At 73.5% G+C, this 25195-nt stretch carries 18 protein-coding genes and 1 pseudogene; 5 read left to right on the plus strand and 14 right to left on the minus strand.

Features of this window, described 5'->3' with window-relative positions; translation table 11 throughout:
* Positions 1 to 46: 46 nt before the first annotated feature.
* Positions 47 to 1042 carry a uridine diphosphate-N-acetylglucosamine-binding protein YvcK gene (gene yvcK, locus ACGF5C_RS14205; protein ID WP_393301224.1) on the minus strand — a complete coding sequence of 332 codons (996 nt, stop codon included), beginning with the start codon at positions 1040 to 1042 and terminating at the stop codon, positions 47 to 49.
* Entirely contained in the window at positions 1039 to 1956 is a 918-nt protein-coding gene (rapZ, locus tag ACGF5C_RS14210; protein WP_393301227.1) for an RNase adapter RapZ, read from the minus strand. Before rapZ ends, yvcK begins: the two co-directional genes overlap by 4 nt.
* A 280-nt stretch (positions 1957 to 2236) precedes the next feature.
* On the opposite strand from rapZ, the gene recQ reads away from it, so the two are divergent.
* Entirely contained in the window at positions 2237 to 4075 is a 1839-nt protein-coding gene (recQ, locus tag ACGF5C_RS14215; protein ID WP_393301230.1) for a DNA helicase RecQ, read from the plus strand.
* A 135-nt stretch (positions 4076 to 4210) separates the two neighbouring features.
* Here recQ and ACGF5C_RS14220 read toward each other — a convergent pair whose 3' ends face one another.
* From ACGF5C_RS14220 to rsgA, 5 genes are all read right to left on the minus strand, one after another.
* Positions 4211 to 6448 (minus strand): hypothetical protein, encoded by a 2238-nt coding sequence (locus ACGF5C_RS14220; protein ID WP_393301232.1) that lies wholly within the window; start codon positions 6446 to 6448, stop codon positions 4211 to 4213.
* A gap of 583 nt (positions 6449 to 7031) precedes the next feature.
* On the minus strand, positions 7032 to 9011 hold the full coding sequence (uvrC, locus tag ACGF5C_RS14225) for an excinuclease ABC subunit UvrC (protein WP_393301235.1): 1980 nt from the start codon (positions 9009 to 9011) through the stop codon (positions 7032 to 7034).
* A 189-nt stretch (positions 9012 to 9200) separates the two neighbouring features.
* Entirely contained in the window at positions 9201 to 9683 is a 483-nt protein-coding gene (locus ACGF5C_RS14230) for a Rieske (2Fe-2S) protein (protein WP_393301238.1), read from the minus strand.
* Positions 9684 to 9834: 151 nt separating this feature from the next.
* On the minus strand, positions 9835 to 12774 hold the full coding sequence (uvrA, locus tag ACGF5C_RS14235) for an excinuclease ABC subunit UvrA (protein ID WP_393301241.1): 2940 nt from the start codon (positions 12772 to 12774) through the stop codon (positions 9835 to 9837).
* 276 nt (positions 12775 to 13050) lie between these two features.
* Positions 13051 to 14103, minus strand: coding sequence for a ribosome small subunit-dependent GTPase A (rsgA, locus tag ACGF5C_RS14240; RefSeq protein ID WP_393301244.1), 1053 nt, complete (start codon positions 14101 to 14103; stop codon positions 13051 to 13053).
* 173 nt (positions 14104 to 14276) lie between these two features.
* Between rsgA and ACGF5C_RS14245 the strand changes: the two genes are divergently transcribed.
* A complete protein-coding gene (locus ACGF5C_RS14245) occupies positions 14277 to 14993 on the plus strand; it encodes a maleylpyruvate isomerase family mycothiol-dependent enzyme (protein ID WP_393301247.1) in 717 nt (238 codons plus the stop codon).
* A gap of 7 nt (positions 14994 to 15000) precedes the next feature.
* Positions 15001 to 15654: an MBL fold metallo-hydrolase gene (locus ACGF5C_RS14250; protein WP_393301250.1), complete on the plus strand. Its 654-nt coding sequence runs from the start codon at positions 15001 to 15003 to the stop codon at positions 15652 to 15654.
* 30 nt (positions 15655 to 15684) lie between these two features.
* On the opposite strand, the pseudogene ACGF5C_RS14255 reads toward ACGF5C_RS14250, so the two are convergent.
* Positions 15685 to 16323 (minus strand): annotated as a pseudogene (locus tag ACGF5C_RS14255) (DedA family protein); the annotation flags it as partial.
* A 99-nt stretch (positions 16324 to 16422) separates the two neighbouring features.
* Positions 16423 to 17118, minus strand: a complete 696-nt coding sequence (locus tag ACGF5C_RS14260; RefSeq protein WP_393301253.1) for a class I SAM-dependent methyltransferase — start codon at positions 17116 to 17118, stop codon at positions 16423 to 16425.
* A gap of 173 nt (positions 17119 to 17291) precedes the next feature.
* On the opposite strand from ACGF5C_RS14260, the gene ACGF5C_RS14265 reads away from it, so the two are divergent.
* Positions 17292 to 17495 (plus strand): cold-shock protein, encoded by a 204-nt coding sequence (locus ACGF5C_RS14265; protein ID WP_007072071.1) that lies wholly within the window; start codon positions 17292 to 17294, stop codon positions 17493 to 17495.
* A gap of 48 nt (positions 17496 to 17543) precedes the next feature.
* On the opposite strand, the gene ACGF5C_RS14270 is transcribed toward ACGF5C_RS14265, so the two are convergent.
* The 5 genes from ACGF5C_RS14270 to ACGF5C_RS14290 form a co-directional block, all read right to left on the minus strand.
* On the minus strand, positions 17544 to 18881 hold the full coding sequence (locus ACGF5C_RS14270) for an MFS transporter (protein WP_393301256.1): 1338 nt from the start codon (positions 18879 to 18881) through the stop codon (positions 17544 to 17546).
* The gene (locus ACGF5C_RS14275; RefSeq protein WP_393301259.1) at positions 18878 to 19453 is read right to left on the minus strand and encodes an ArsR/SmtB family transcription factor; all 576 of its coding nucleotides are present in this window, start codon (positions 19451 to 19453) and stop codon (positions 18878 to 18880) included. Before ACGF5C_RS14275 ends, ACGF5C_RS14270 begins: the two co-directional genes overlap by 4 nt.
* A 134-nt stretch (positions 19454 to 19587) precedes the next feature.
* Positions 19588 to 20454, minus strand: coding sequence for a hypothetical protein (locus tag ACGF5C_RS14280; RefSeq protein ID WP_393301262.1), 867 nt, complete (start codon positions 20452 to 20454; stop codon positions 19588 to 19590).
* A 147-nt stretch (positions 20455 to 20601) separates the two neighbouring features.
* The gene (locus ACGF5C_RS14285; RefSeq protein ID WP_393301265.1) at positions 20602 to 22308 is read right to left on the minus strand and encodes a CocE/NonD family hydrolase; all 1707 of its coding nucleotides are present in this window, start codon (positions 22306 to 22308) and stop codon (positions 20602 to 20604) included.
* 4 nt (positions 22309 to 22312) lie between these two features.
* Positions 22313 to 22828: a MarR family winged helix-turn-helix transcriptional regulator gene (locus ACGF5C_RS14290; protein ID WP_393301661.1), complete on the minus strand. Its 516-nt coding sequence runs from the start codon at positions 22826 to 22828 to the stop codon at positions 22313 to 22315.
* Between the two features lie 166 nt (positions 22829 to 22994).
* Here ACGF5C_RS14290 and ACGF5C_RS14295 point away from each other — a divergent pair, with 166 nt between their 5' ends.
* The gene (locus ACGF5C_RS14295) at positions 22995 to 25124 is read left to right on the plus strand and encodes an MMPL family transporter (protein WP_393301268.1); all 2130 of its coding nucleotides are present in this window, start codon (positions 22995 to 22997) and stop codon (positions 25122 to 25124) included.
* Positions 25125 to 25195: the final 71 nt, after the last annotated feature.

Here is a 25195-nt window from a genome sequence, read left to right on the forward strand (position 1 = left end):
CCCTCACGGACCTGTTCCGGCGTGTCGCCGGAGATTACGTACGTGTCTAACGATCGGCGCCCAGGACAGGCACCAGTGCGGCGCCCAGGGCGGCCGGATCATGACGGGGAGTGCCGTCGGTGACCGCGACGGGAGCGAGGACCAGGCGGGCACCCAGCGATTCTGCCGCACGTTCGACCGGTTCGGGGTCACCCGCCGCCTTGGAATCGGCGACCACATGGTCGACCTTCAGCTCCGGCAGGTACCAGCGCAACGCGGCCAGGTGGTCGGCCAGGGAGAGCCCGAGCGTCTCCTTCTCCGACGCGAGGTTCAGCGTCACCAACCGCCGCGCGGGGCTGGCGACGACGGCGGCGGCCAACTCCGGCACCAGCAGGTGCGGCAGCACGCTCGTGTACCAGCTGCCGGGCCCGAAGATCAGCCAGTCCGCCGCGCCGATCGCGGCGACCGCCTGCGGGCAGGCCCGCGGGGCGCCCGGGGTCAGCCGCAGCGACTCCACCCGGCCGGTGGTCACCGCGACCTGGTGCTGGCCGGTGACCGTACGCACCTCGTGCGGCCGGCTCGGGTCGGCGCCGCGCACCCGCGCCTCGATGCCCACCGGCTCGCAGGACATCGGCAGCACCCGGCCCACCGCGCCGAGCATCGCGCCAGCGTGTTCCAGGGCGGCCACCGGATCGCCGAGCAGCTCCATCAGCCCGCAGAGCACGAGGTTGCCCACCGCGTGCCCGGCCAGCCCGTCGCCCCGCCCAGGGGCCGGGTCCTCGGAGCCCGGCGGCGGCACCTCGGCGAAGCGGTGCTGGAACAGGCCGGCGCTGCGCCGGGTGGCGGGGTGGTCCCCGGCCAGCGCCACCAACGCCTGCCGCAGGTCGCCCGGGGGCAGGCCGCCCCGCTCGGCGCGCAGCCGGCCGCTGGAGCCGCCGTCGTCGCCGACGGTGACGACCGCGGTGATGTCCAGGTCCAGTTCGGGGGCGCAGCGGCGCAACGCGCGCAGCGAGGCGGACAGGCCGTGCCCGCCGCCGAAGGCGACCACCCGCGTCGCCGTCACTCGCGCCCCAGGTCGCGGTGCTGGGCGTTGGCGGCCAGGCCGGACTGACGCAGCCGGGCCGCCAACTCCTCGGCGATGGCCACGCTGCGGTGCTTGCCGCCGGTGCAGCCGACCGCGACGGTCAGGTAGCGCTTGCCCTCCCGCTCGAAGCCGGCGGTGGTGGCGTTGACCAGGTCGGCGTACGAGGCGACGAAGGCGTCCGCGCCCTCCTGCCCCAGCACGTACGAACTGACCGCCTCCTCCCGGCCGGTGTGCTCGCGCAGCTCGGGCACCCAGTACGGGTTGGGCAGGAAACGGGCGTCGAGCACGAAGTCGGCGTCCGGCGGCAGTCCGTACTTGAAGCCGAAGGAGAGCACGGTGACCCGCAGCCGGCGGGTGTCCTCGCCGCCGAACAGCTCCTCGATGCGGCGGCGGAGCTGGTTGACGTTCAGGTGGCTGGTGTCGATGATCACGTCGGCCTGGTCGCGGGCCTCCTCCAGCAGGCCGCGCTCGACCGCGATGCCGTCGGCGAGCCGCCCGTCGCCCTGCAACGGGTGCGACCGGCGGACGCTCTCGAACCGCCGGATCAGCACCTCGTCGTCGGCGTCGACGAACACCACCCGGGGTGAGAAGCCGCGCTCCTTCAGCTCCCGGATCGCCCCCGCCAGGTCCGTGGAGAAGGCGCGCGAGCGAACGTCCAGCACCATCGCGGTGCGCCGGGCCGCCCCGCCGGCCTTGAACGCCAGCTCCGCCATGTCGAGCATGAGCGCCTGGGGCAGGTTGTCCACCACGTAGAAGCCGACGTTCTCCAGCGCCCGGGCGACCGTGCTGCGACCACCGCCGGAGAGGCCGGTGACCACCACCAGGGTGGTGTCCGGCTCCGCCGGTGTCGGGTCCCCGGTGACCCGAGCCTCGGGTGTCCGCGCCTCGTTCACTGACTGCTCCCCACGGGTGGCGCGGTCGGGCGACCGCGACTGGTCGATCTGCGACTCTATCCCTCGTCAGGTGCGTCGACCGCGTAGGCCACGGCCGGGGCAGCCACGCACCGCGAGCCCGGCCCCCGCCGACGACGCGGCGATCTTGCACCTGCCGCCCCGACATGTCGGGCCTATCACGCAATCCGAGGGCACAAACTGCAAGATCGCCGCGCCCGGCGCGGCGGGGGGCGTGCGCTCGGGTGCGGCGGGTGTCGGGGGCGGTTCGTAGAATCCCCGGATGGCTTCCCCCACCGACCTGCGCACGTCCGACGCCCTGGAGACGCTGCGCCGGGTGTTCGGCTACGACGCCTTCCGCGGCTTCCAGCAGGAGGTGATCGACCACGTGGTGGCCGGCGGCGACGCGCTGGTGCTGATGCCGACCGGTGGCGGCAAGTCGCTGTGCTACCAGATCCCGGCGCTGGTGCGTGACGGCGTGGCGGTGGTGGTCTCGCCGCTGATCGCGCTGATGCAGGACCAGGTCGACGCGCTGACCGCGGTCGGCGTGCGGGCCGGCTTCCTCAACTCGACGCAGGACCTCGACGCCCGCCGCGCGGTGGAGCGGGCGTTCGTCGGCGGCGAGCTGGACCTGCTCTACCTCGCCCCGGAGGCGCTGGGCACCCGCCCCGTGCAGCAGCTGCTCGACCGGGGCCGGATCGGCCTGTTCGCCATCGACGAGGCGCACTGCGTGTCGCAGTGGGGGCACGACTTCCGCCCCGACTACCTCGCCCTGTCGATGCTGCACGAACGCTGGCCGCACGTGCCCCGGATCGCGCTCACGGCCACCGCGACCAGCGCGACCCGCGCCGAGATCGCCACCCGCCTGAAGCTCACCGACGCCCGGCACTTCGTGGCCAGCTTCGACCGGCCCAACATCCAGTACCGGATCGTGCCCAAGCGCGAGCCCCGCAAGCAACTGCTGGGCCTGCTGCGCGACGAACACCCCGGCGACGCCGGCATCGTCTACTGCCTGTCCCGCGCCTCGGTGGACAAGACGGCGGAGTTCCTCACCGCCAACGGCATCGCCGCGCTGCCCTACCACGCCGGCCTGGACGCGGCGACCCGCGCGCGAAACCAGCAGCGCTTCCTGCGCGAGGACGGCCTGGTGATGGTGGCGACCATCGCCTTCGGCATGGGCATCGACAAGCCCGACGTCCGCTTCGTCGCCCACCTCGACCTGCCCAAGTCCGTCGAGGGCTACTACCAGGAGACCGGCCGCGCCGGGCGCGACGGGCTGCCGTCGACCGCCTGGCTGGCGTACGGGCTGCAGGACGTGGTGCAGCAGCGCAAGATGATCGAGACCTCGGAGGGCGACCTCGCCCACCGGCGCAACCTCGCCGCCCACCTCGACGCGATGCTGGCGCTCTGCGAGACGGTCCGCTGCCGCCGCGCCCAACTGCTCGACTACTTCGGCGAGCAGGCCACGGCCGCCTGCGGCAACTGCGACACCTGCCTCGACCCGCCGGAGTCGTGGGACGGCACCGTCGCGGCGCAGAAGCTGCTCTCCACCGTGTTCCGGCTCGACCGGGAACGCAACCAGCGCTTCGGCGCGGGGCACTGCGTCGACATCCTGCTCGGCCGCACGACCGACAAGGTCACCCAGTACAGCCACGACTCGCTGACCGTGTTCGGCATCGGCGGCGAGCTGCGCGAGGCCGAGTGGCGCGGCGTGGTGCGCCAACTCCTGGCCGAGGGGCTGCTGGCGGTCGAGGGCGACTACGGCACGTTGGCCCTGACCGAGGCCAGCGCGGAGGTGCTGGGCCGCCGCCGCACGGTGATGATGCGGCGCGAGCCGGAGCGGGTCGCCTCGCCCCGGGCGGCCAAGCCGCGGGGGGCGGCCACCGTCGTGGCCGACCTGTCCCCGGCGGCCGCCGGGGTCTTCGAGCGGCTGCGCGCCTGGCGGGCGGCCACCGCCAAGGAGCAGGGCGTCCCGGCGTACGTGATCTTCCACGACGCGACGCTGCGGCAGATCGCCACCGACGCGCCGGCCTCCCTGGCGGAACTGTCCCGGGTCAGCGGCGTCGGCGAGAACAAGCTCGCCAAGTACGGCGAGCAGATCCTGGCCGTCCTGGCCGAGTGACCGGCGGCGGCTGAGCCACCGGCTACTTGACCGCTGCTGCGGGCGAGGGGGTTCGCCGGGCTCGGTGATCGGGTCGGGAAGCAGAACCTCCCGCCCCGATCACGGTCGATCGCCGGAGCGGCCCGGCGGTCCGGATCAGCCGGCGGAGTCTGCCTCAGGGCTGAGGCGGAACACCTCGTCGGAACGGGTGTAGTACAACGTGTGCCCGTCACGGGCGAAGGTGTAGTTGGTGATCCCGTTAACCAGCCTCCGTGGCTCCAGTGTCGTCGGATCGACCTGGAAGAGGTTGCCCCGGCTCAACGCGTACAGGGTGCCGTCCTCGGCGAACTCGAGGTCCGCGCTGACCCAGACGGCGGCCCCCTGCCACAGGTACGGGGTGAGCTGGGTCTTGCGCAGCACCTGGCCGGTGGCCGGGTCCAGCTCGTACAACCGACCCATGTCGATCGCCCAGAGGTTGCCGTTCGGGGCGACGGTCAGGGCGGTCACGGCCTCAACCTCCGGGCTGAGCGTGATCTCCCACAGCTTGGCGTCGCGGGTGGTGTCCCAGGCGAAGATCTTCGCGGTCCGGTCCGTCGGCGTGGAGCCCAGCCCACCGTGGACGGAGGTGCCGGCGAAGAGCACCTGGCCCGCCGCGGCCAGCGACACGATACTGTGGCCCGGAACGACATCCCGGTACGTGACAAGTTGCCCGGTCTGCGGGTCGTACAGGCCGAGAACCCCGCCGAGCTTGCCGTAGGAGGGGACAGTGCCGAAGGCCACCCGGTCGCCCACGGACGCCCAGGCGAACGGCCGGTCCTGCTCGAGGTGCTCCAGGGCGCCGATGTGCTCGGGGTTGGTGGTGCCGTCCCACTGCCGGGTCGGGTCGTACCGGTACAGGTTGGCCCGGGTGTACGTCCCGAGGTAGAGGTCGCCGTCGTGGGCCAGCATCCCCTCGACCTGCCCGACGTGCCCGCGCGGCAGCTGCTCGGTGGTCCCCGTTGCCGGGTCGTACGCGGAGACACCCTCGTACATGTAACCGCCGGTGTAGATCCGACCGTCGGGTCCCCGGCCGATCGACTGGATCTTGATCGGCGCGGTCTCCACGTCGGTCTGGCGGATGTCGTGCTTCCCGGTCACCGGGTTGTAGAGAGCCAGCTCGCCGGTCTGGTACATGAACGCGAGCGTGTTGCCCGGGAAGTCTGCGCTGCCCAGGTGCACCCAGCCGAAGTCCCGCGCCGGCTTGAGGTTCTTCATGCCCGTCCCCCGCACCTGGCCGGATGTGAGGTTGTAGGCACGCAGTTCACCGGCCGCGTCGATGTAGTAGACGTCCCGTTGCGGCCCGGGCTCCGACACACTGCCGAACGAGGTCGGCCCGAGATCGGTGGCCCACTCACCTCGCTTCAGGTCGTAGGCGAGCAGGTGGTTGCCCGGGGTGACCCGGGCGAACATCGTATCGCCCCGGATGTCGAGGAAGTAGACGAACTCGTTGTCGCGGTGCTCGGCGGGGAGTTCGATGGTGCGCCGGGTTCCGGTGCCGGGATCGAGCACGACGATGCGCGGCTTCGAGCTGCCGAGGCCGGCGTAGACCAGTCCGTCGGCGACGGCGACGCTGCGCACGTACGCCTCGTCCGAGACGCTGCCGTAGCTGGTGAAGTCACCGGTGGCGGGGTTGAAGCTGAACACCTCACCCTTCGGGTAGGTGCCACCCCAGACGATGCCGTTCTCGTCGACCTCCAGGTCCCACAGGTAGAGGGCGTTCGGGGTGGCCCGGCCCAGCGACTCCAGCTTGGCGGTCGACGGCGACCAGCGGTAGAGCGCCCCATTGTTGTAGGCACCGACGTAGACCGAGCCGTCGTCGCCCGTGATGAGTGTCCATGATCCCTGTGCGCCAGCGGGCAGGGAGACCGCGTGCCTGAGATCGCCGGACACTACGTCGATCACCTCGAACCGGGCGGGCGTACCCGTGGTGACGGCGTACATCTCCTGGCGACCGTCGGGCCCCACGCCGTACGCGGTGTCGAGGATGTTGGCGGCCACCACCGGGTGCCCGATGGAGGTCTCGGTCCGCGGCACAGCACGCCGGAAGGTGACGTCGTCCCAGGTGACGCTGGTGACGTCGCCGGTGGACGAGTAGAGCAGGATCCGGGCGTTGACCGTCCCCGCGGGGGTTGTCGCGGTCACCGCTTCCCAGGCCCAGGCGGTCGGGTCGCTGTAGGAGATGCGGTGCGAGCTGCTGGACAGCTGCCGCCCCGCCGCGTCGTAGTAGTAGACGATGATCGACGGAATGCCGCGCTTGACGAGCGCCCAGGCCCCGAAGTCGTACGTCTGGTCAGCGATCACCGGCACCGGGTCGCTGAGCAGGCCAAACTGGCCGGTGTTGCTGGGATCCTCCATGGAGAGCGCCTGCGACCCGCCGCGCGTCGGCGATGCGACAACGCTGAAGCCGCCCGTCCCGTATCTTTGGGTCCAGCCCGGAATTGCAGTGGCCGGGGCAGGGTCCTCGAATCCACCGTTCCGTACGACCGAGTCCACGGTCAGCGGCTGGACCGGTGCAGCGGCGAGAGCCCCGCTACCCGTTGATGCCATGAGGACACCGGCCGCTATGGCCAGGTGCAGTTTCCGCATCGGTATGAGCAAGTCGACCTCCGTCAGGGCGGTGGCGTGAAGGAAGATTCGCGGCTGTCAACGGTTTCCTACCCACCATCAAGGGCCGCATTACGGCCTTGACCGTATATCGAACGTGTCGGATGTCAAGACCCTGACGCAGTCGGGCCGGCAGCCGGCCGCAGGCCGCGGCGGCGGCTCGGTGGGCGTGAGCCGGTGGCCGTACCGCCGGCGGCTCCGGGGTCCGGAAGAAGGCGAGGGCCCGGAAGGGCCGGTCCGGCACCCGAGCAGAGGCGTCTGGACTGGCCGTCCTGGCCGAGCGACCGGCGGCCGGCTGAGCGGGCCGGCCGGCCGGCCGTCGCCGACAGCGGGGTCAGTCCGCCGCCGGGGCCTTCGCCTCGCCGCCGAGGGCGGCGAGGATCGCCTCGGCGGTGCGCCGACCGACGCCGGGCACCTCGGTGATCTCCTCCACGGTGGCGGCGGAGAGCCGCTTGAGTGAGCCAAAGTGCCGCAGCAGCGCCTTGCGCCGCACCTCGCCCAAGCCGGGGACCTTGTCCAGCGCCGACTCGGTCATCCGCTTCGAGCGCCGCTGCCGGTGGAAGGTGATGGCGAAGCGGTGGGCCTCGTCGCGCACCCGTTGCAGCAGGTAGAGCCCCTCGGACGTGCGCGGCAGGATGACCGGGAACTCGTCGTCGGGCAGCCAGACCTCCTCCAGCCGCTTCGCCAGGCCGCAGAGCGCCACGTCGTCGACGCCCAGCTCCGCGAGGGCCTGGGCCGCCGCCGCGACCTGCGGCGCGCCGCCGTCGACCACCACCAGCTGCGGCGGGTACGCGAACTTGCGCGGCCGGCCGGTGGTCGGGTCGATCAGGGTGCCGACCCGCGGCTCGTCGGCCCCGGCCTGCCCGGCCGGGGCGTCGGGGTCGTCGGCCGCCTCGACGCCCACCTCACCGGTCTCGGCGCGGGCGTCGAGATAACGGGCGAAGCGCCGGCGCAGCACCTCCGACATGGCGGAGAGGTCGTCGGTGGCGCCGCGGATGACGAACCGCCGGTATTCGCTCTTGCGGGGCAGCCCGTCCTCGAAGACGACCATGCTGGCCACCACGTCGGTGCCCTGCATCTGCGAGATGTCGAAGCACTCGATGCGCAGCGGCGAGGTGCGCATGTCGAGCGCCTCGCTGATCTCGTCGAGGGCCTTGCTCCGGGTGGTCAGGTCGCCGGCGCGGCGCAGCTTGTGCCGCGCGAGGGCGTCCTTGGCGTTGCGCTCGACCGTCTCCAGCAGGGACCGCTTGTCGCCGCGCTGCGGCACCCGCAGCGTCACCCTGCTGCCCCGGTGGCTGGAGAGCCAGTCGGCCAGCGCGACGGCGTCGGCGGGCAGCTCCGGCACGAGCAGCTCGCGCGGCACGTCGGCCTCGCCCTGCTCGCCGCCGTAGACCTGCGTGCAGAAGTGGTGCACCAGGTCGCCCGTGGTCAGGTCCTCCGTCTTCTCCACCACCCAGCCGCGCTGGCCCCGGACCCGGCCGTCGCGGACGTGGAACACCTGGACGGCCGCCTCCAGGGGGTCGTCGGCGAACGCGACCACGTCGGCGTCGGTGCCGTCGCCGAGCACCACCGTCTGCTTCTCCATCGCCCGGCGCAACGCGGCGATGTCGTCGCGCAGCCGGGCCGCCCGCTCGAACTCCAACTGCTCGCTGGCCTCGGTCATCTCCCGTTCCAGCTTGCGGACCATCGTGTCGGTGCGGCCGGCCATGAACTCGCAGAAACCGTCGACGATCTCGCGGTGCCGCTCGGGGGTGACGCTGCCGACGCACGGCGCCGAGCACTTGCCGATGTAGCCCAGCAGGCAGGGGCGGCCGACCTGGCCTGCGCGCTTGAACACCCCGGCGGAGCAGGTGCGGGCCGGGAAAACCCGCAGCAGCAGGTCGAGTGTCTCGCGGATCGCCCACGCGTGCGAGTAGGGCCCGAAGTAGCGCACCCCCTTGCGCTTGGCGCCCCGCATCACCTGCAGGCGCGGGAACTCCTCGTCGAGGGTGACCGCCAGGTAGGGGTACGACTTGTCGTCGCGGTAGCGGACGTTGAAGCGCGGGTCGTACTGCTTGATCCAGGTGTATTCGAGCTGGAGCGCCTCGACCTCGGTGCCGACCGTGACCCAGTCGACCGACTCGGCGGTGGTGACCATCTGCTGGGTGCGCTGGTGCAGGCCCCACAGGTCCGCGAAGTAGGAGTTGAGGCGGCTGCGCAGGTTCTTCGCCTTGCCGACGTAGATCACCCGGCCGGTGCCGTCGCGGAACCGGTAGACCCCCGGCGACTCCGGGATCGTGCCGGGCGCGGGACGGTAGGTCGAGGGGTCAGCCACGGCAGCAAGCCTAGTCCGCGCCCCCGACAGCCCCCGTCAGGAGCGCGGGCGCCGCCCTGCCCGCCCGGCCCGGCCGCCCTCCGGGAGCCCCGCCGGCTGACCGGCGGGCCGGCGACGGTCGATGCGGACGCCACGACGGGATGACGACGGCCGACGACCCGGTGGGGTCGCCGGCCGCGGTGCGTCCGGTCAGGCCAGCGAGATCTGGTCGCCCGTGACCTTGATGTTCTTCGCCGGGAGGGGCTTTTTGGCCGGGCCGCCCTTCACCGAGCCGTCCTCGATGGAGAACTTGCTGAAGTGGCAGGTGCAGTTGATGGTGCCGCCGTCGACGTTGGTCACCGGGCAGCCCTGGTGCGTGCAGATCGAGTCGAAGGCCTTGAAATCACCCGCGGTCGGCTGCGTGATCACCACGCCCTCGGCGGGGTAGACAGCGCCGCCGCCGACCGGGATGTCGGCGGTGCGGGCCAACGACTGCGCACCCGCGCGGTCGCCGCCGCCGGCGTCGCCGGTGCTCGGCACCGCCGGGCCGCCGCTGGTCGGGGTCGCGCCGCCGCCGGAGTCGTCGCTGCCGCAGGCAGCCAGGACCACCGCCGCGCCGACCGCGCCGGCGCCCGTGAGGAGGGCGCGCCGGGTCTGCGTCGCCGGCCCGGTCAGCTCCTGCTCGTCACTCATGCCTTGCCTCTCTCTCGGCTGCCGCCGCCCAGTGATGATCCGCGGCCACGCACGGGTACACGCAACACTGTGCCCGACGGTTCACCCGATCGGCGAGTGCCGGGCTGGCCGGACGGGCCCGGCGGCCCGCCCGGACGGGTGCCGGCGGGCCTCAGCGGGCCCCGGCCGGGACCTTCCGCGCGCGCGACTTCGCGCCGTTGGCCTTGGCCGCCCGGGAGGTGGCCGCCGCCGCGCCCTTGGCCTCGCCGTCGAGCTTGAGCACCTGCCGCAGGAACTGCCCGGTGTGGCTCTCGGGCACCTCGGCGACCTCCTCGGGGGTGCCGGTGGCGAGCACCGTGCCGCCCCGGTGACCGCCCTCGGGGCCCATGTCGATCAGCCAGTCGGCCGACTTGATCACGTCGAGGTTGTGCTCGATCGTGATCACCGTGTTGCCCTTGTCGACCAGCCCTTCCAGCACCATCAGCAGCTTGCGGATGTCCTCGAAGTGCAGGCCGGTGGTCGGCTCGTCGAGGACGTAGACCGTCCGGCCGGTGGAGCGCTTCTGAAGCTCCGAGGCGAGCTTGACCCGCTGCGCCTCGCCGCCGGACAGCGTCGGCGCGGGCTGGCCGAGCCGGACGTAGCCCAGGCCGACGTCCACCAGCGTCCTGAGGTGCCGGTGGATGGCCGGGATGGCGGAGAAGAACTCCGCCGCCTCCTCGATCGGCATCTCCAGCACGTCGGAGACGGTCTTGCCCTTGTAGTGGACCTCCAGGGTCTCCCGGTTGTAGCGGGCGCCCTTGCAGACCTCGCACGGAACGTACACGTCGGGCAGGAAGTTCATCTCGATCTTGATGGTGCCGTCGCCGGAACACGCCTCGCAGCGGCCGCCCTTGACGTTGAACGAGAACCTGCCCGGACCGTACCCCCGGACCTTGGCCTCGGTGGTCTCCGCGAAGAGCTTGCGGACGTGGTCCCAGACCCCGGTGTAGGTGGCCGGGTTGGACCGCGGCGTCCGCCCGATCGGCGACTGGTCGACGCCGACCACCTTGTCGACGTGCTCCAGCCCGGAGACCCGGGTGTGCCGGCCGGGGACCAGCCGCGCGCCGTTGATCTGGTTGGCCAGCACCGCGTAGAGGATGTCGTTGACCAGCGTGGACTTGCCGGAGCCGCTGACCCCGGTAACCGCGATGAGCTGACCCAGCGGGAACGACACGGTCAGGTTGCGCAGGTTGTGCTCGCGCGCGCCGTGCACGACCAACTCGCGGCCGGGGGTCTGCGGGCGACGCCGCTGCGGCGTCGGGATGGACCGGCGGCCGGACAGGTACGCCCCGGTCACCGACTCCGGGTTCTCCAGCAGCGCCGGCACCGAGCCGCTGTGCACGATCTTGCCGCCGTGCTCGCCGGCGCCCGGGCCGATGTCGACGATCCAGTCGGCGGTGCGGATGGTGTCCTCGTCGTGCTCGACCACGATCAGCGTGTTGCCCAGGCCGCGCAGCCGGACCAGGGTCTCGATGAGCCGGTGGTTGTCCCGCTGGTGCAGCCCGATCGACGGCTCGTCGAGCACGTAGAGCACCCCGACCAGGCCGGAGCCGATCTGGGTGGCCAGCCGGATGCGTTGCGCCTCGCCGCCGGAGAGGGTGCCGGCCGGGCGGTCCAGGGAGAGGTAGTCCAGGCCGACGTCGAGCAGGAACTTCAGCCGGGCGTTGATCTCCTTGAGCACGCGTTCGGCGATCATCTTCTGCCGATCGGTCAGCTCGATGCCGGCGAGCAGGTCGGCGGCCTCGCCGACCGACAGGTTGCAGACCTCGGCGATGCTCTTGCCGGCCAGGGTCACCGCGAGCACCTCGGGCTTGAGCCGGGCGCCGCCGCAGGCCGCGCACGGCACGTCCCGCATGTAGCCCTCGTACTTCTCCCGCGACCACTCCGACTCGGTGTCGGTGTGCCGGCGCTCGATCCACTGCACCACGCCCTCGAAGCCGGTGTAGTAGGAGCGCTCGCGGCCGAACTTGTTGCGGTAGCGCACGTGCACCTGGTCGTCGGAGCCGTGCAGGATCGTCTTCTGCGCCCGGGACGGCAGGGCCCGCCACGGGGTGTCGACGTCGAAGTGCTCGGCCTCGCCGAGGGCCTCCAGCAGGCGGAGGAAGTATTCCAGGTTGTGCCCGGTCGACCAGGGCTGGATGGCGCCCTCGCGCAGGCTGCGCTCGGGGTCGGGGACGAGCAGTTCCGGGTCGACCTCCTTCTTGGTGCCGATGCCCGTGCACTCCGGGCACGCGCCGTAGGGCGCGTTGAAGGAGAAGACCCGGGGCTCCAGGTCCTCGATGGCGAGCGGGTGGTCGTTGGGGCAGGCCAGGTGCTCGGAGTAGCGCCGCTCGCGCTCCGGGTCGCCCTCGGCCAGGTCGACGAAGTCGAGCAGCACGAGGCCGCTGGAGAGGCCCAGGGCGGCCTCGACCGAGTCGGTCAGCCGCTGCTTGGCGCTCGGCTTGACGGCGAGCCGGTCGATCACCACCTCGATGGTGTGCTTCTCCTGCTTCTTCAGCTTCGGCGGCTCGGTGAGCGGGTGCACCACGCCGTCGACCCGGGCCCGGGCGTAACCCTTGGCCTGGAGCTCGGCGAAGAGGTCGACGTACTCGCCCTTGCGGCCCCGCACCACCGGCGCGAGCACCATGAACCGGGTGCCCTCGGCCATGGCGAGGACCCGGTCGACGATCTGCTGCGGGGTCTGCCGGGAGATCCGCTCGCCGCAGACCGGGCAGTGCGGCTCGCCGATGCGGGCGAACAGCAGCCGGAGGTAGTCGTAGACCTCCGTGATGGTGCCCACCGTCGAGCGCGGGTTGCGCGAGGTGGACTTCTGGTCGATGGAGACGGCCGGGCTGAGGCCCTCGATGAAGTCGACGTCCGGCTTGTCCATCTGGCCGAGGAACTGCCGCGCGTACGACGACAGCGACTCGACGTAGCGGCGCTGCCCCTCGGCGAAGATCGTGTCGAAGGCCAGGCTCGACTTGCCCGACCCGGAGAGCCCGGTGAAGACGATCAGGGCATCCCGGGGCAGGTCGAGACTGACGTCACGCAGGTTGTGCTCGCGCGCGCCACGGATTATCAGTCGGTCGGCCACTGTCCGTGTACTCCCGGGTGAAGAAGATGAGGAGGAAATGTCCGCTCTGAGGCTGGTCTGAGCGGTTGTCTGCGCACAGGAAAGGCGCCCCGGCAACTCTAGCCCCGAGGTACGACACTTTTCCCCGGCGGCACATTCCCCCAGCTCAGCCCGGTCGGGCGCGCCGCCGGCCACCCCCCTGGCACGGCGGAGCACCCCCCGCGGAGCACCCCCCGCGGAGCACCCGCGGCCGGTCGAGCGCCACGCGCCGACCGGCCGCTGTCGCGCGACGATCCGTCAGGGGCGGGTGGCCCGCCGGCGGGCGGAGCGCCAGCCGCCGCGCCGCTCGGCGGCCAGCCGCGCCTCGCGCCGCCGGCTCTCGTACGCGACCTCCCGCTGCAACCGGCGCCAGCTCTCCCAGCGCCGCGCCGGCAGCTCGCCGTTCTCCAGCGCCTCGCGCACCGCGCAGCCGGGCTCCCCGTCGTGCCCGCAGTCGGCGTACCGGCAGCCGGTGGCCAGTTCGGCGATGTCGGCGAACGCCCGGTCCAGCCCCGCCGAGCCGTCCAGCAGGCCCACGGCCCGCACCCCCGGGGTGTCCAGCACCGCCCCGCCGCCGGGCACCGGGACCAGCGCCCGCCACGTGGTGGTGTGCCGGCCCTTGCCGTCGACGCGCCGGATCGCCTGGGTGGGCATCACCACGGCCCCGGCCAGCGCGTTGACCAGGCTCGACTTGCCGGCACCGGACGGGCCGAGCAGGCCGAGCGTGCGGCCGGGCGCCACCTCGGCGCGCAGCGGCTCCAGCCCGGTGCCGCGCTCGGCGCTGACGGCCAGCACCGGCACCCCGGGGGCGACGGCGGTGAGCTGGCGTGCCACCGCCTGCGGGTCGGCCGCCAGGTCGGCCTTGGTGAGCACCACCAGCGGCCGGGCACCCGACTCGTGCGCCAGGGACAGCAGCCGCTCGATCCGGCCGGTGTCCGGCTCCGGGTGCACCGGCTCCACCACCGCGGCGGCGTCCAGGTTGGCGGCCAGCACCTGGCCGCTGGCGTCCTTGCCGGCGGTCCGCCGGACCAGGGCGGTGCGCCGCGGCAGCACCGCCTCCACGGTCACGTTGCGGTCCGGCCAGGTGCCCAGCAGCACCCAGTCGCCGGCGCAGGGCAGGCGGGTCAGGTCCCGGGCGGCGGCGGCCAGGACCGCACCGCCCAGGGTGGCGCGGACCGGGCCGTCCGCGCAGAGCACGGTGCAGACACCCCGGTCCACCCGGGCCACCCGGCCCGGGCGGTGGTCGTTGCGCCGTCGTACGTGTGCCGCCCGGTCGGCGTCCCAGCCGAGGGCGGTGAGATCGATGGTCATGGCATTCCTTATCGGTGTCGGAGCGGGTGGTGCACGCGTGCTGCGACCGGCAACGTCACCACCTCCTCCCCGACTTCCGGTGCCGCGTCCGACGCCGACGGTAGGGCGCGCGACGACGCGCCGAAAGCGATTTCCCCGGCGACTCGGGGCGGTCCGACGGTTAGGGTCGGTAGGTGACCACTGATCCACTCCTGCTGACCGGCGAGGTGGACGCGGCCACGGACCGCCTGCTGCGGACCGCGGCCACCTTCGACGGTGCGGACGTCGCCGCCGCCTCCCTGCTGCCCGGCTGGACCCGCGGGCACGTGCTGGCACACCTGGCCCGCAACGCCGACGGATTCGTCAACCTGCTCACCGCGGCCCGCACCGGCGAGCCCGTCCCGATGTACGCCTCCGCGACGGCCCGGGAGGCCGACATCGAGGCCGGCGCTCCCCGGCCGCCCGAGGCCCACCTCGACGACCTGCGCCGCTCGGCCGACCGGTTCGCCGAGGCGGTGGCGGCGATGCCCGTCGAGGCGTGGGCGGGCACGGTCCAGACCCGGCGCGGCCCGTGGCCGACGGCCATGCTGGTCTGGGGCCGGCTGCGCGAGATCGAGGTGCACCACGTGGACCTCGACGCCGGTTACCGGCCGGCCGACTGGCCCGAGTCGTTCGGCCACCGGCTGCTGCACGAGGTCGCCGGCGACCTCGCCGGCCGCGCCGACGTGCCGCCGATGGTGCTGCGCTTCGACGGCAGCCGGCACGAGCTCGTCGTCGGCGACCGCTCGGCCGCGCCCACGGTCGCCGGCTCCGCCCCCGAACTCGCCGCCTGGCTGATCGGCCGCAGCCCCGGCACCGTGCTGGCCGTCACCCCCGACGGTCCCCTGCCGCAACCACCGGAATGGATATAGCCGACCCATGACCTACAGCGGAGACGTCACGCCCGGCGGTGCGCCGGCCGTACGCGAACTCGACGCGCTCACCATCACCAAGGTGTCGGTGGGCCCGATGGACAACAACGCCTACCTGCTGCGCTGCCGGGCCACCGGCGAGCAGGTGCTGATCGACGCGGCGAACGAGGCGCCGCGGCTGCTCGACCTGGTCGGCGACGCGGGGCTGGGCGCCGTGGTCACCACCCACCAGCACATGGACCACTGGGTGGCACTGGAGGAGGTGGTCGCCAAGACGGGCGCCCGCCCGCTGGTGCACGCCGACGACGCGGCGGGGCTGCCGATCGAGGCGGAGACGCTGGCCGACGGCGGCACCGTGCCGGTGGGCGACTGCGCGTTGGAGGTCATCCACATAAAGGGGCACACCCCCGGCTCGATCGCGCTGCTCTACCGCGACCCGGCCGGGACGCCACACCTGTTCACCGGCGACAGCCTCTTCCCCGGCGGGGTCGGCAACACCGACAAGGACCCGGAGCGGTTCGCCGCGCTGATCGACGACGTGGAGCACAAGCTGTTCGACCGGTTGCCCGACGACACCTGGTTCTACCCGGGCCACGGCAAGGACAGCACGCTCGGCGCGGAGCGCCCGGCGCTGCCCCAGTGGCGCGCCCGGGGCTGGTGAGCACCGGCGGGGCCGGGCGCGTCGCGCGCCCGGCCCCGCTCCCCCCGTTGGGCGGCGGTCAGCCCCCGTGACCGCCCGCAGCCGGCGCCGCGTGCCCATCAGCACCACCCCCGCCAGCAGCAGCCCGACCGCCATGGTGACCAGCATCGGGCTGGACTCGCCGGGCAGCAGCCCGGCCAGCGACCGCGAGGCGGTGCCCAGCACCAGGTAGAGCCCGGCCCAGGCCGCCGCGCCGACCGTCGCGCAGCCCAGGAAGCGCCGGTACGACATCCGCAGCCCGCCCGCCGCCAGCGGCAGCAGCGCGTTGAACACCGGCAGGAATGGCGCGATCAGCACCATCCGGCCGCCCCCGCGCCGCAGGATCCCCTCCGCCGCCGCCCAGCGTTCCTCCCCGATCCACCCGCCGATCCGGCTGCGGCGCAGCCGGTCCCCGTAGCGGCGGCCGGCGAGGAAGCTCAGCGACCACCCGGAGAGGCAGCCGGCCACGACGACGGCGAAGGTGGCGACGCCGGTGACCGGGCCGCCGACCCCCATGGTGGCCAGGATCGCCACGTCCCCCGGGACCAGCACGCCGAGCAGCGGTACGGCGTCGAAGATCATCACCACCCCGAGCACCCCCATGAGCAGGGTGGTGGGAAGCTCTCCGACCTGGGCCAGCCAATCCGCCATGCCCCGTACGCTATGACCGCCCGGCCACCCCGGGCATCGGGTCCGATCCCCCACCGCCCCCTGGTATCCGGGTCGGGGTCGACCCTGAGGAGCCCGGGGTCACCGGGGGCGCAGCACCTGGACCCGCCGGACGGGTGTGTCGACGGCGGGCTCGGTGGTCGGCAGGACGTAGCTCGTCACGGCCGCCAGCACGTCCGGCGGCAGGTGCCCCCGCCCGGGTTCGCCGACGAGCACGTCGGCGCCGGTGGCGGCGGCCCGGCGCAGGAAGGGCAGCACCCGCGCCGTCATCGCCTCGTCGTAGAGCACGTCCCCGGCCACCAGCAGGTCCACCTCGGACGGATCGGAGTCGAGCAGGTCGCCGCCGGTGGCCGCGACCGTCACCCGGTTGGCGCGGGCGTTGACGGTCACCGCCGCGACCGCGTACGGGTCGATGTCGTTGGCGACCACGCGGTCGGCGCCGGCGAGCGCGGCGGCGATCGCCACCAGGCCGGACCCAGCGGCCAGGTCGAGCACCCGCCGCCCGGCGGCGAGGTCGGGATGGTCGAGCAGGTGACGGGCGAGGGCCTGCCCGCCGGCCCAGACCGAGGCCCAGTACGGCGGCGGCAGGGCGCGCCCGGCGTGCGCCTCCATCCGGGCCCACCACACGATGGCGTCCTCGGCCAGGTGCAGCCGCACCTCGGGCACGAACGGCGCCCGCACCAGCCGGAGCCGGTCCAGGCCGCCGCCCGGAGCGTCGATCTCGCGCTCCAGCTCGGTCAGCGCGACGGCTGCGGCACCTCTCACCGGCGCAAGCATGCCCCAGCGGGCCGGTCGCCGCGCGGCTTTCGCCCAGTGACCCCGAGAGTTCACCACGCCGCCTGCGGCACTTCGGCCAGCAGATCGGCGTTCGGCCGGTTACTGTCGGGGAGGTACCGGGCGATCATCGGTCGAGCACCGAGGGTCACCCGCTTGGGAACAGGGAGAGATGCATGGCAACCGGCACGGTTAAGTGGTTCAACTCGGAAAAGGGCTTCGGCTTCATCGAGCAGGATGGCGGAGGGCCGGACGTCTTCGTCCACTACTCGGCCATCGCGACGAGCGGTTACCGGGAGCTGAACGAGGGCCAGAAGGTCGAGTTCGAGGTGACCCAGGGGCAGAAGGGTCCGCAGGCGGACAACGTCCGCCCGATGTAGATCCGTGCCGGTGGCGGCGGCCGGGAGCCGGCCGCCGCCGCAGCGCGTTCAGCACACCTCCGGCGCGGCGGGCAGGTCCCGACACCGCCACAGCGGCCCGACCAGCAGGATCACCGGGGTGAGCGCCAGCCAGCCGGTCATCACCGCGATCGCGGTGCCGGTCCCGTACGCCGCGCCGACCGCCCCGGCCAGCAGCGCGGCCAGTGGGATCGTGCCGTAGTTCAGCATCTGCATGCTCACCGTGACGCGGCCCAGCAGGTGGTGCGGGGTGTAGGTCTGCCGGAAGCTGCCCTTGACCACGTTGCCCACCGCCACCCCGAAACTGACCAGCACGCCGCCGACCGCCGGCAGCACCAGCGCGCCCGCGGGGCCGGCGAGCGGGATCAGCAGCGCCGGCGGCCCGCTGAGCACCCCCGCCAGCAGCAGGGCCCGGGCGGTGCCGAGGCGCCGGCCGAGCCTGGTGGCCAGCAGCGCGCCGACGATGCCGCCGAGACTCATCACCGCGACCAGCGCGCCGACCGACGCGGGCGCGAGGCGCGCCTCCCGGACGAGGAAGACCACCAGGACGGCCTGGTAGCCGACCAGCCCGACGTTGCTGGCCGCGCCGAAGACGGTGAGCGCCCGCAGGTAGGGGTCCCGGGCGACGAACCGGATCCCCTCCCCGATCTCGCGTCGCAGCGACCGGGACCGCCGCACGCGCCCGGGAGGCTTCTCGACGGTGCGGATGCGCAGCAGGCAGACGGCGGAGAACAGGAAGCTCAGCGCGTCGAGCAGCAGCGCCGTGACCGCGCCGGCGAGCTGCGCGACCCCGCCGGCGAGCCCGGGGCCGAGCACGTAGCTCGCGGTCTGGGTGGCCTGGAGCTTGGCGTTGCCCTCCGGCACCTGCTCGGGGCGCAGCAGCACGGGCAGGTAGACCTGGTCGGCGGTCTCGAAGAAGACCCGGGCCAGGCCGGCGCCCAGCGCGACCACCAGCAGCTGCCCGACGGTCAGCACGCCGAGCAGTGCGGCGACCGGGACGCTGAGGAACAGCGCCGCGCAGACCAGGTCGCAGACGATCATCAGGGGCCGGCGCGGCAGCCGGTCCACCCAGGCGCCGACCGGCAGGCCGACGAGCAGCCAGGGCAGCCAGGAGGCGGCGGTGAGCACCGCGACGCCGAAGGCGCCGGCGTCGAGCACGGTGACCGCGACCAGGGGCAGCGCCACGGTGGTGACGTTGCTGCCGACGGCGCTGGCCGTCTGCCCGGCCCAGAGCAGCCGGAAGTCCCGGTGCCGCAGCAGGCCGCCGCGTCGTACCCCCGGGTCACCCGCCGGGCGCGGCGTGGGCGCCGGCGGGGTCTCGCCGGCGGCGGGGGTACGGGGCGGCGCGGAGCCGGCGGCCCGCGTCACGGCGTGGCCGGAATGCCGTAGGCGAAGAGGAAGACCGGCTCGCGTTTCTGCCCGTCGTCGGGCGCCTCCCGGCCGGCCCACCGGGCGAGCAGGTCGTTCACCTCGCGCCCCAGCTCGGCGAGTTCCTCGTCGGTCAGGTGCAGCCAGCGGTCGGTGGAGAACGGCCCCGAGGGCCAGGCGGCCTGGCTGGCCTCGTCGGTGGCGTGCCAGGCGCGGGCGAGGGCGACGTGCCGGTCCAGGTTGAGCGAGGTGGCGGCGTCGGCGACCGCCCGGGCGGCGGGGTCGGCGTCGAAGTCCGACTTGGACCAGCGCACGCCCCGGCTGACCAGGCGCCACCAGCGTTCCCGGCGGTCGCGGGCCAGCTCGGGTGCCTCCTCGAGCAGCTCGGCGCCGGCCAGCACCTTGAGGTGGTGGCTGACGTTCGCCGGCGCCTGGTCGGTGCGCTCGGCGAGCTGGCCGACGGTCGACGGGCCGTGCACCTTGAGCACGTCCATCAACCGGCGACGCAGCGGGTGAGACAGCGCGGCGAGGACCCGCGAGTCGGTGATCTGGCGCACCTCAGGGTTCGTCATGCCGCCAGTCTGGCATCCGCAACGACAGTTGCGCAAGAAACGTTGCACAACTGTCGTTGCTGATTCCGTCCCGCCCGCACAACGGCGGTTCGACACCCCGCTCGCGACCCCCGACGGTCGGGGTCGCCAGCGGGTCAGGCGGCCAGCCGGCGGCCCAGCTCGTCGGCGACCTGCGCGGCCATGGTGGCGGGGATCGCCGCGGCGATCTTCTCGGGGGTGAGGGTGGCGAGCACGCCCGCCACGATCGCCTGCTCGTCGGTGAAGTCCTTGCCGGACAGCGCGGTGAGCTGCGCGACGAGCGTGTCGAGCCGCTGCATCGTGTAGTCCAGCTTCGCCACGATGCTGTTGCTGGCCTTCTCGGGGCCGCCCGCGTCGGGGTCGACGCTGCGCCCCATGCTCGACCCGCCGTAGAACATTCCGGTGTACATGCTGTTGATCTGACTCTCGGCCTGTGCGCTCATGTCGTCCTCCAGAAGTCCGATGGCGGTCAGGTAGCGGCGGAACAGCGGGGTCTGGTCGCGTCTCGCCTTGATCGAGTCGCGGAAGAAACTGAAGTGGGTGTGCCACAGGTGGGAGTCATCCCCGCTCGTTCGCTTGCGCAGGCGGTCCCACCGTCGGACGACCTTGCCGTCCGGGGAGTAGATGATCTCCCTGATGTCCCGGCTGTCCGGGGTGTTGGCGACGCACTGCGCCACGCACCAGCTGGAGAAGCTGCGCAGGTCGTGCGTACGGCCGCCGGAGCGGACCGCGAAGAGGCCGACGTCGAGCGCCGCCGCGTCGAGGGTCAGGCCGGCGGAGTCGCGCGGCGACTCGACGACGGAGTAGTCGTTGGTCACCACCCGGTCGGAGCCGCAGTGGTAGCCGCCCCGGTGGGCGGGGTCGCCGACGATGCCGACCTCGGCGGGTTCGAGGTCCTGGCTGCGGCTGGTGTCGGGGTCGATGTCAAGGTGGTCGAGCAGCAGACGGCGGACGGTCAACAGGTTCTCCGGTGCCCGCGTCATGGGATTCCCCCTTACGGATGGTCGGGGGCCGGGCACGACGGTGACACCGCGTAGGCGGTGTGGGGCCGCACGCGCGGGCCCGGCCGAGTGGTGCACAGCGCCGGGCGTTGGCCCAACCATAGCGCCACCGATGAATGAATGCCCAGCTCAGAAGGGGTTTTTTCGACTGACAGGAAGCTGCGTGGCGGTCGCCATGATCGGCAGGACCACTGCGGACGGTCGCTGCGGGTCGTGCAGGATCTCTCGCCATCCGGCACGGAGGGTGACGGCAGCACCGAGGGCTTCGCCGGTGCCGGGGTTGCGCGCGTAGCGCGGATGGGCGCCGCCGGAGACCTGGACCCGCAGCCGGTGCCCGGACGCGAACCGGTGCGCCGTAGGCCAGAGCTCCACCGGCACGCGCACCACGCCGGCCGGGTCGGCGGGGTACCGGCCGGGCGCGACGCGGACCAGCCCGTCGCAGACGTTCCAGGACCGGCCGCGCCGGTCCACGTCGCACAGTCGCACGAAGACGTCCAGGTGGGACAGTTCGCTGCGGAGGTGGATCTCGGCGCGGACCGGGCCGATCACCTCGACGGGCGCGTCGAGCGGGGCGCTGGTGAAGGTCAGCACGTCGGGTCGGGCCTCGACCGGGCGGTTGTCCACCGGCCCGGCACGCTGGGCGACGAGCAGCGGCCCGCCGAGCGAGGGCGTCGGGTCGGCCGGGTCGTAGCGGAAGCGATCCGGCGCCGACGGGACCGGCGCCGCGGTGCCCAGCCGGCCGCCCGGGTGCAGGTGCCACCGGACCGGCGCGGCCGGCGGGGGCCAGTCCGGCAGGTCGCGCCAGCCGCCACCGGCCCCGCCGACGTGCACCCGGACCGGGGCCGCCCGGCCGGCGGCGGTGCCCCGCCGCTCCGCCCGGTGCGGCGGGCGGCCGGCGAGGTGCTCGTCGAGCCAGTCCAGCCCCTCGCGCAGGGCGGCGACGAACAACCCCGGGCTGCCGTGGGTCCACGGCCCGACGGTCAGCCGGGGGTTGGCACCGGCCGCGCGCAGCGCCGCGAAGTCGCGCAGCTGCGCCGGCAGGAAGATGTCGTGCCAGCCGGTCACCATCGCCACCGGGGCGCGGACCTCGGCGATCCGGTCGCCGAAGACGCGGTCGCGCCAGTAGCCGGCGTCCGGGGTGTGGTGGCGCAGCCACTCCTGGAAGAACGGCACCGTCACGCCGGTGGCCACGCGGTCCGCCTCCAGCAGCGGCAGGTGCGCCAGCGCCGCGGTGAGCCGGGGCTGGCCGCGCTTGAGCTCCCACTGCCGGGCCAGCCACGGCACGGTCTGCGCCTGGAGCAGCTCCGCCCAGGTGAGGACCGTGTCCAGGGCGAAGGACTCCCCGGCGTACGTCGAGTCGCGGGTGCCCGAGGCGGTCACCACCGCGACCATCGCCCGCAGCTCCGGTCCCGCGTCGGCGGCCAGGGCCCACTGCACGAAGCCCTGGTAGCTCGCGCCGAACATGCCGAACGCGCCGGACCACCAGGGCTGGCGGCGCAGCCAGTCGAGGGTGTCCAGGCCGTCGTCGCGCTCGTGCACCAGGGGGTCGAAGGTGCCGCCCGAGCCGAACGTGCCGCGGCAGGACTGGATCACCATGTGGAAGCCGCGCTCGGCGGCCAGCCGGCCGAGCAGCCGCATCGGCCCGCCCCGCCCGTAGGGGGTGCGGATCAGCACGGTGGGCGCGCCCGGCAGGTCCGGGGCGTAGTGGTCGGTGCGCAGCGGCACACCGTCACGGACCCGCACCGCGATGCCGCGGGTGACGGTGACCCGCCGGGTGCGCGCGGGCGGCAGCCGCAGCGCGGCGGAGGCGAGCCGGACGGCCGGCCGGCCGAGCACGACGTCAGCCCTTCGCGCGCCGGAGCGGCTCGTCGCGGGCGGCCCGGACGGTGTCGCGGTGCTCCCGCATCGAGGCGGTCATCGCGGCCATGAACCGGTGCACGACCTCCAGCTCGTCGTCGCCGAAGCCGGCCATCACCTCGTCGGTGCGCCGGCCCAGCGGGCGGAAGAAGTCCGTCGCCAGCGCCGCGCCCCGCTCGGCATAGTGCAGGAAGACCTTGCGCCGGTCGGCGGTGTCGCGGTCGCGGCGGATGTGCCCAGCGCGCTCGAGCCGGTCGATCAGCGCGGTGACGGATCCGGAGGAGAGGCTGAGCTGCTCGCCGAGGCGCCCGGGGGTGATCGGTCGGCCGGCCAGCTCGGCGTCCATCACCGCGATCAGCGCCTGCAGGTCGGTGGCGCCCAGCCCGTGCAGGTTGGCGAAGGCGTGCCCGACGTGCTGCGCGTCGACCGAGTAGCGGCGCAGCTCGGCCGCGATCTCGGCGATCAGCTTCTCGCGGCGGGTGTCGCGCCGCCGGTACATGCCGTGGCCTGTCACGTCCGCCGCTTCCTCCCGCCGCCGCTCCGGTTGCAGCATAGCTCAGCAGCCGATAGTCTCGATCATCGAGATACTCGACAGTCGGCATACTTCCGGTGGCGGCGAGGTCTTGCGTCGAAGCAGTCCCGTCGAGAGACCGTGAGGGCATCCGATGTCTGTGTTCACCCGTGTGGCCCGCGGACGACTGGCCGCGTGGCTCACCGTGGTCGCCGCGATCGTCCTCGGCGCGGCCGTCTTCGGGCTGCCCAAGCCCGACAACCCGGCTCCCGTCTCCGCCACCGGCCTGTCCGTCGAGTGGCAGTCGACCCAGGTGGAGCGCCTCCAGGACCAGTTGCCCTCCCGCGACGTCCAGCCGGCGATCGTCGTGGTCAGCCGCGCCGACGGCGGGCCGCTCACCGAGGCCGACCGCGCGGCGCTCACCGGGCAGTCCGGCGACCTCGGCCGGTTCGCCGCCGGCGGTCGCGTCAGCCCACCGCAGGTCTCCCCCGACGGCACCGTCGCGCTCGTCGCCGTGCCGCTGCCCACCGGCGGCGGGCAGAAGGAGGTCGCCGGCCGGGTCGACGAACTCCGCGCCTCCCTGGACGACGTGCCCAAGACGCTCACCGTCGAGGTGACCGGCGGGCCCGCGTTCACCACCGACCTGACCAAGGTCTTCGACGGCGCCGACACCACGCTGCTCGTCGTCACCGCCTGCGTCGTCGCGCTGCTGCTGCTGATCACCTACCGCAGCCCGTTCCTGTGGATCGTGCCGCTCGTCGTCGTCGCGGCGACCGAGCAGCTCACGCTGCGCGCCCTCGACACGATCGTCCCGGCGGTCGGCATCAACCTGCCCGGCGGCGCCGTCACCGGCATCGCCAGCGTCCTGGTCTTCGGCGCCGCCACCGACTACGCGCTGCTGCTCATCGCCCGCTACCGGGAGGAGCTGCGCCGCGAGGAGGACCGCTTCGTCGCGATGCGCACCGCGCTGCGCCGCACCGCCGAGCCCATCCTCGCCAGCGGCTTCACCGTCGTGCTCGGCGTGCTCACCCTGCTGCTGTCCGAGCAGGAGCTGAACCGCGCCCTCGCCGTGGCCTGCGCGACGGGCGTCGTCCTCGCCATGCTCTCCGCGCTGTTCGTCCTGCCCGCCGCACTGGTGATCTTCGGCCGCGGCCTGTTCTGGCCGTTCGTGCCGCGAGTCGGCGGCACGGTCCGCGAGGGCCGGCTGTGGGGCCGGCTCGGCGCCGCCGTCGAACGCCGTCCGGTGCCGGTCGCCGTGCTCGCGACGCTGCTGCTCGCGGGGCTCGCCCTCGGCGGGCTCGGCATCCGCACCGGCCTGTCCGAAACCGAGCAGTTCCGGGTCAAGCCCGAGGCGGTGGCCGGCGCGGAGACCCTCGCCCGCGCCTTCCCCGCCGGGACTACCCAGCCGGTCGCGGTCCTGACCACCCCCTCGGCGGTACGGGCCGTCACGGACGCCGCCGCGGCCGTGCCCGGCGTCGTCTCGGCGCGACCCGGCGAGGCTGGCGCGCGGGTCGCCCAGGTCGACGTCGTGCTCGACGCGGAGCCCGGCACCGCCGCCTCCGACCGCACCGTCGAGGCGCTGCGCGACGCGGTCGCTGCCGTGCCCGGCTCCGCCCCGCCCGCGGTCGAGGGCGCCGCCGCGTTCGCCGGGGCCGTCGTGGGCGGCCCGGTCGCCGCGACCTACGACTCCGGCGAGGCCGACGGCAAGGACCTGCGGCTCATCCTGCCGGTCATCCTGCTGCTCGTCGGCGCCGTACTCGTGTTGCTCCTGCGCGGCCTGATCGCGCCGGTGCTGCTCGTGCTCACCGTGATCGCGTCGTTCTTCGCCAGCATCGGCGCGTCGTGGCTGATCTTCGACCACGTGCTCGGGTTCCCCGCGCTGGACAGCGGCGTGCTCCTGCTCGCCTTCGTGTTCCTGGTGGCGCTGGGCGTCGACTACAACATCTTCCTCGTCACCCGGGCCCGCGAGGACGCACGGCGCACCGGCACCCGGGACGGCATGCTGTCGGCCCTGCGGGTCACCGGCGGCGTCATCACGAGCGCCGGCATCCTGCTCGCGGCGGTCTTCGCCGTGCTGGGCGTCCTGCCGCTGATCCTGCTGACCCAGATCGGGATCATCGTCTGCGTCGGCGTCCTGCTGGACACCCTGCTCGTCCGGACGGTCCTGGTGCCGGCGCTGGCGTTCGCGCTCGGCGACCGCTTCTGGTGGCCGGGCCGGATCGCCCCCGAGCCCGCCACGGCCGACACCCCGGCCCATCTGGAGCCGGCGGCGGCCCGGGACTGAGAGACGCGATCCGGGGCCGTGGCGCGACCTGGCCCGCCGGGTCGGGGTCACCGGCGACGTCACGGACCCGG

Source organism: Micromonospora sp. NPDC047620, assembly GCF_043205005.1.
Lineage (GTDB): Bacteria > Actinomycetota > Actinomycetes > Mycobacteriales > Micromonosporaceae > Micromonospora.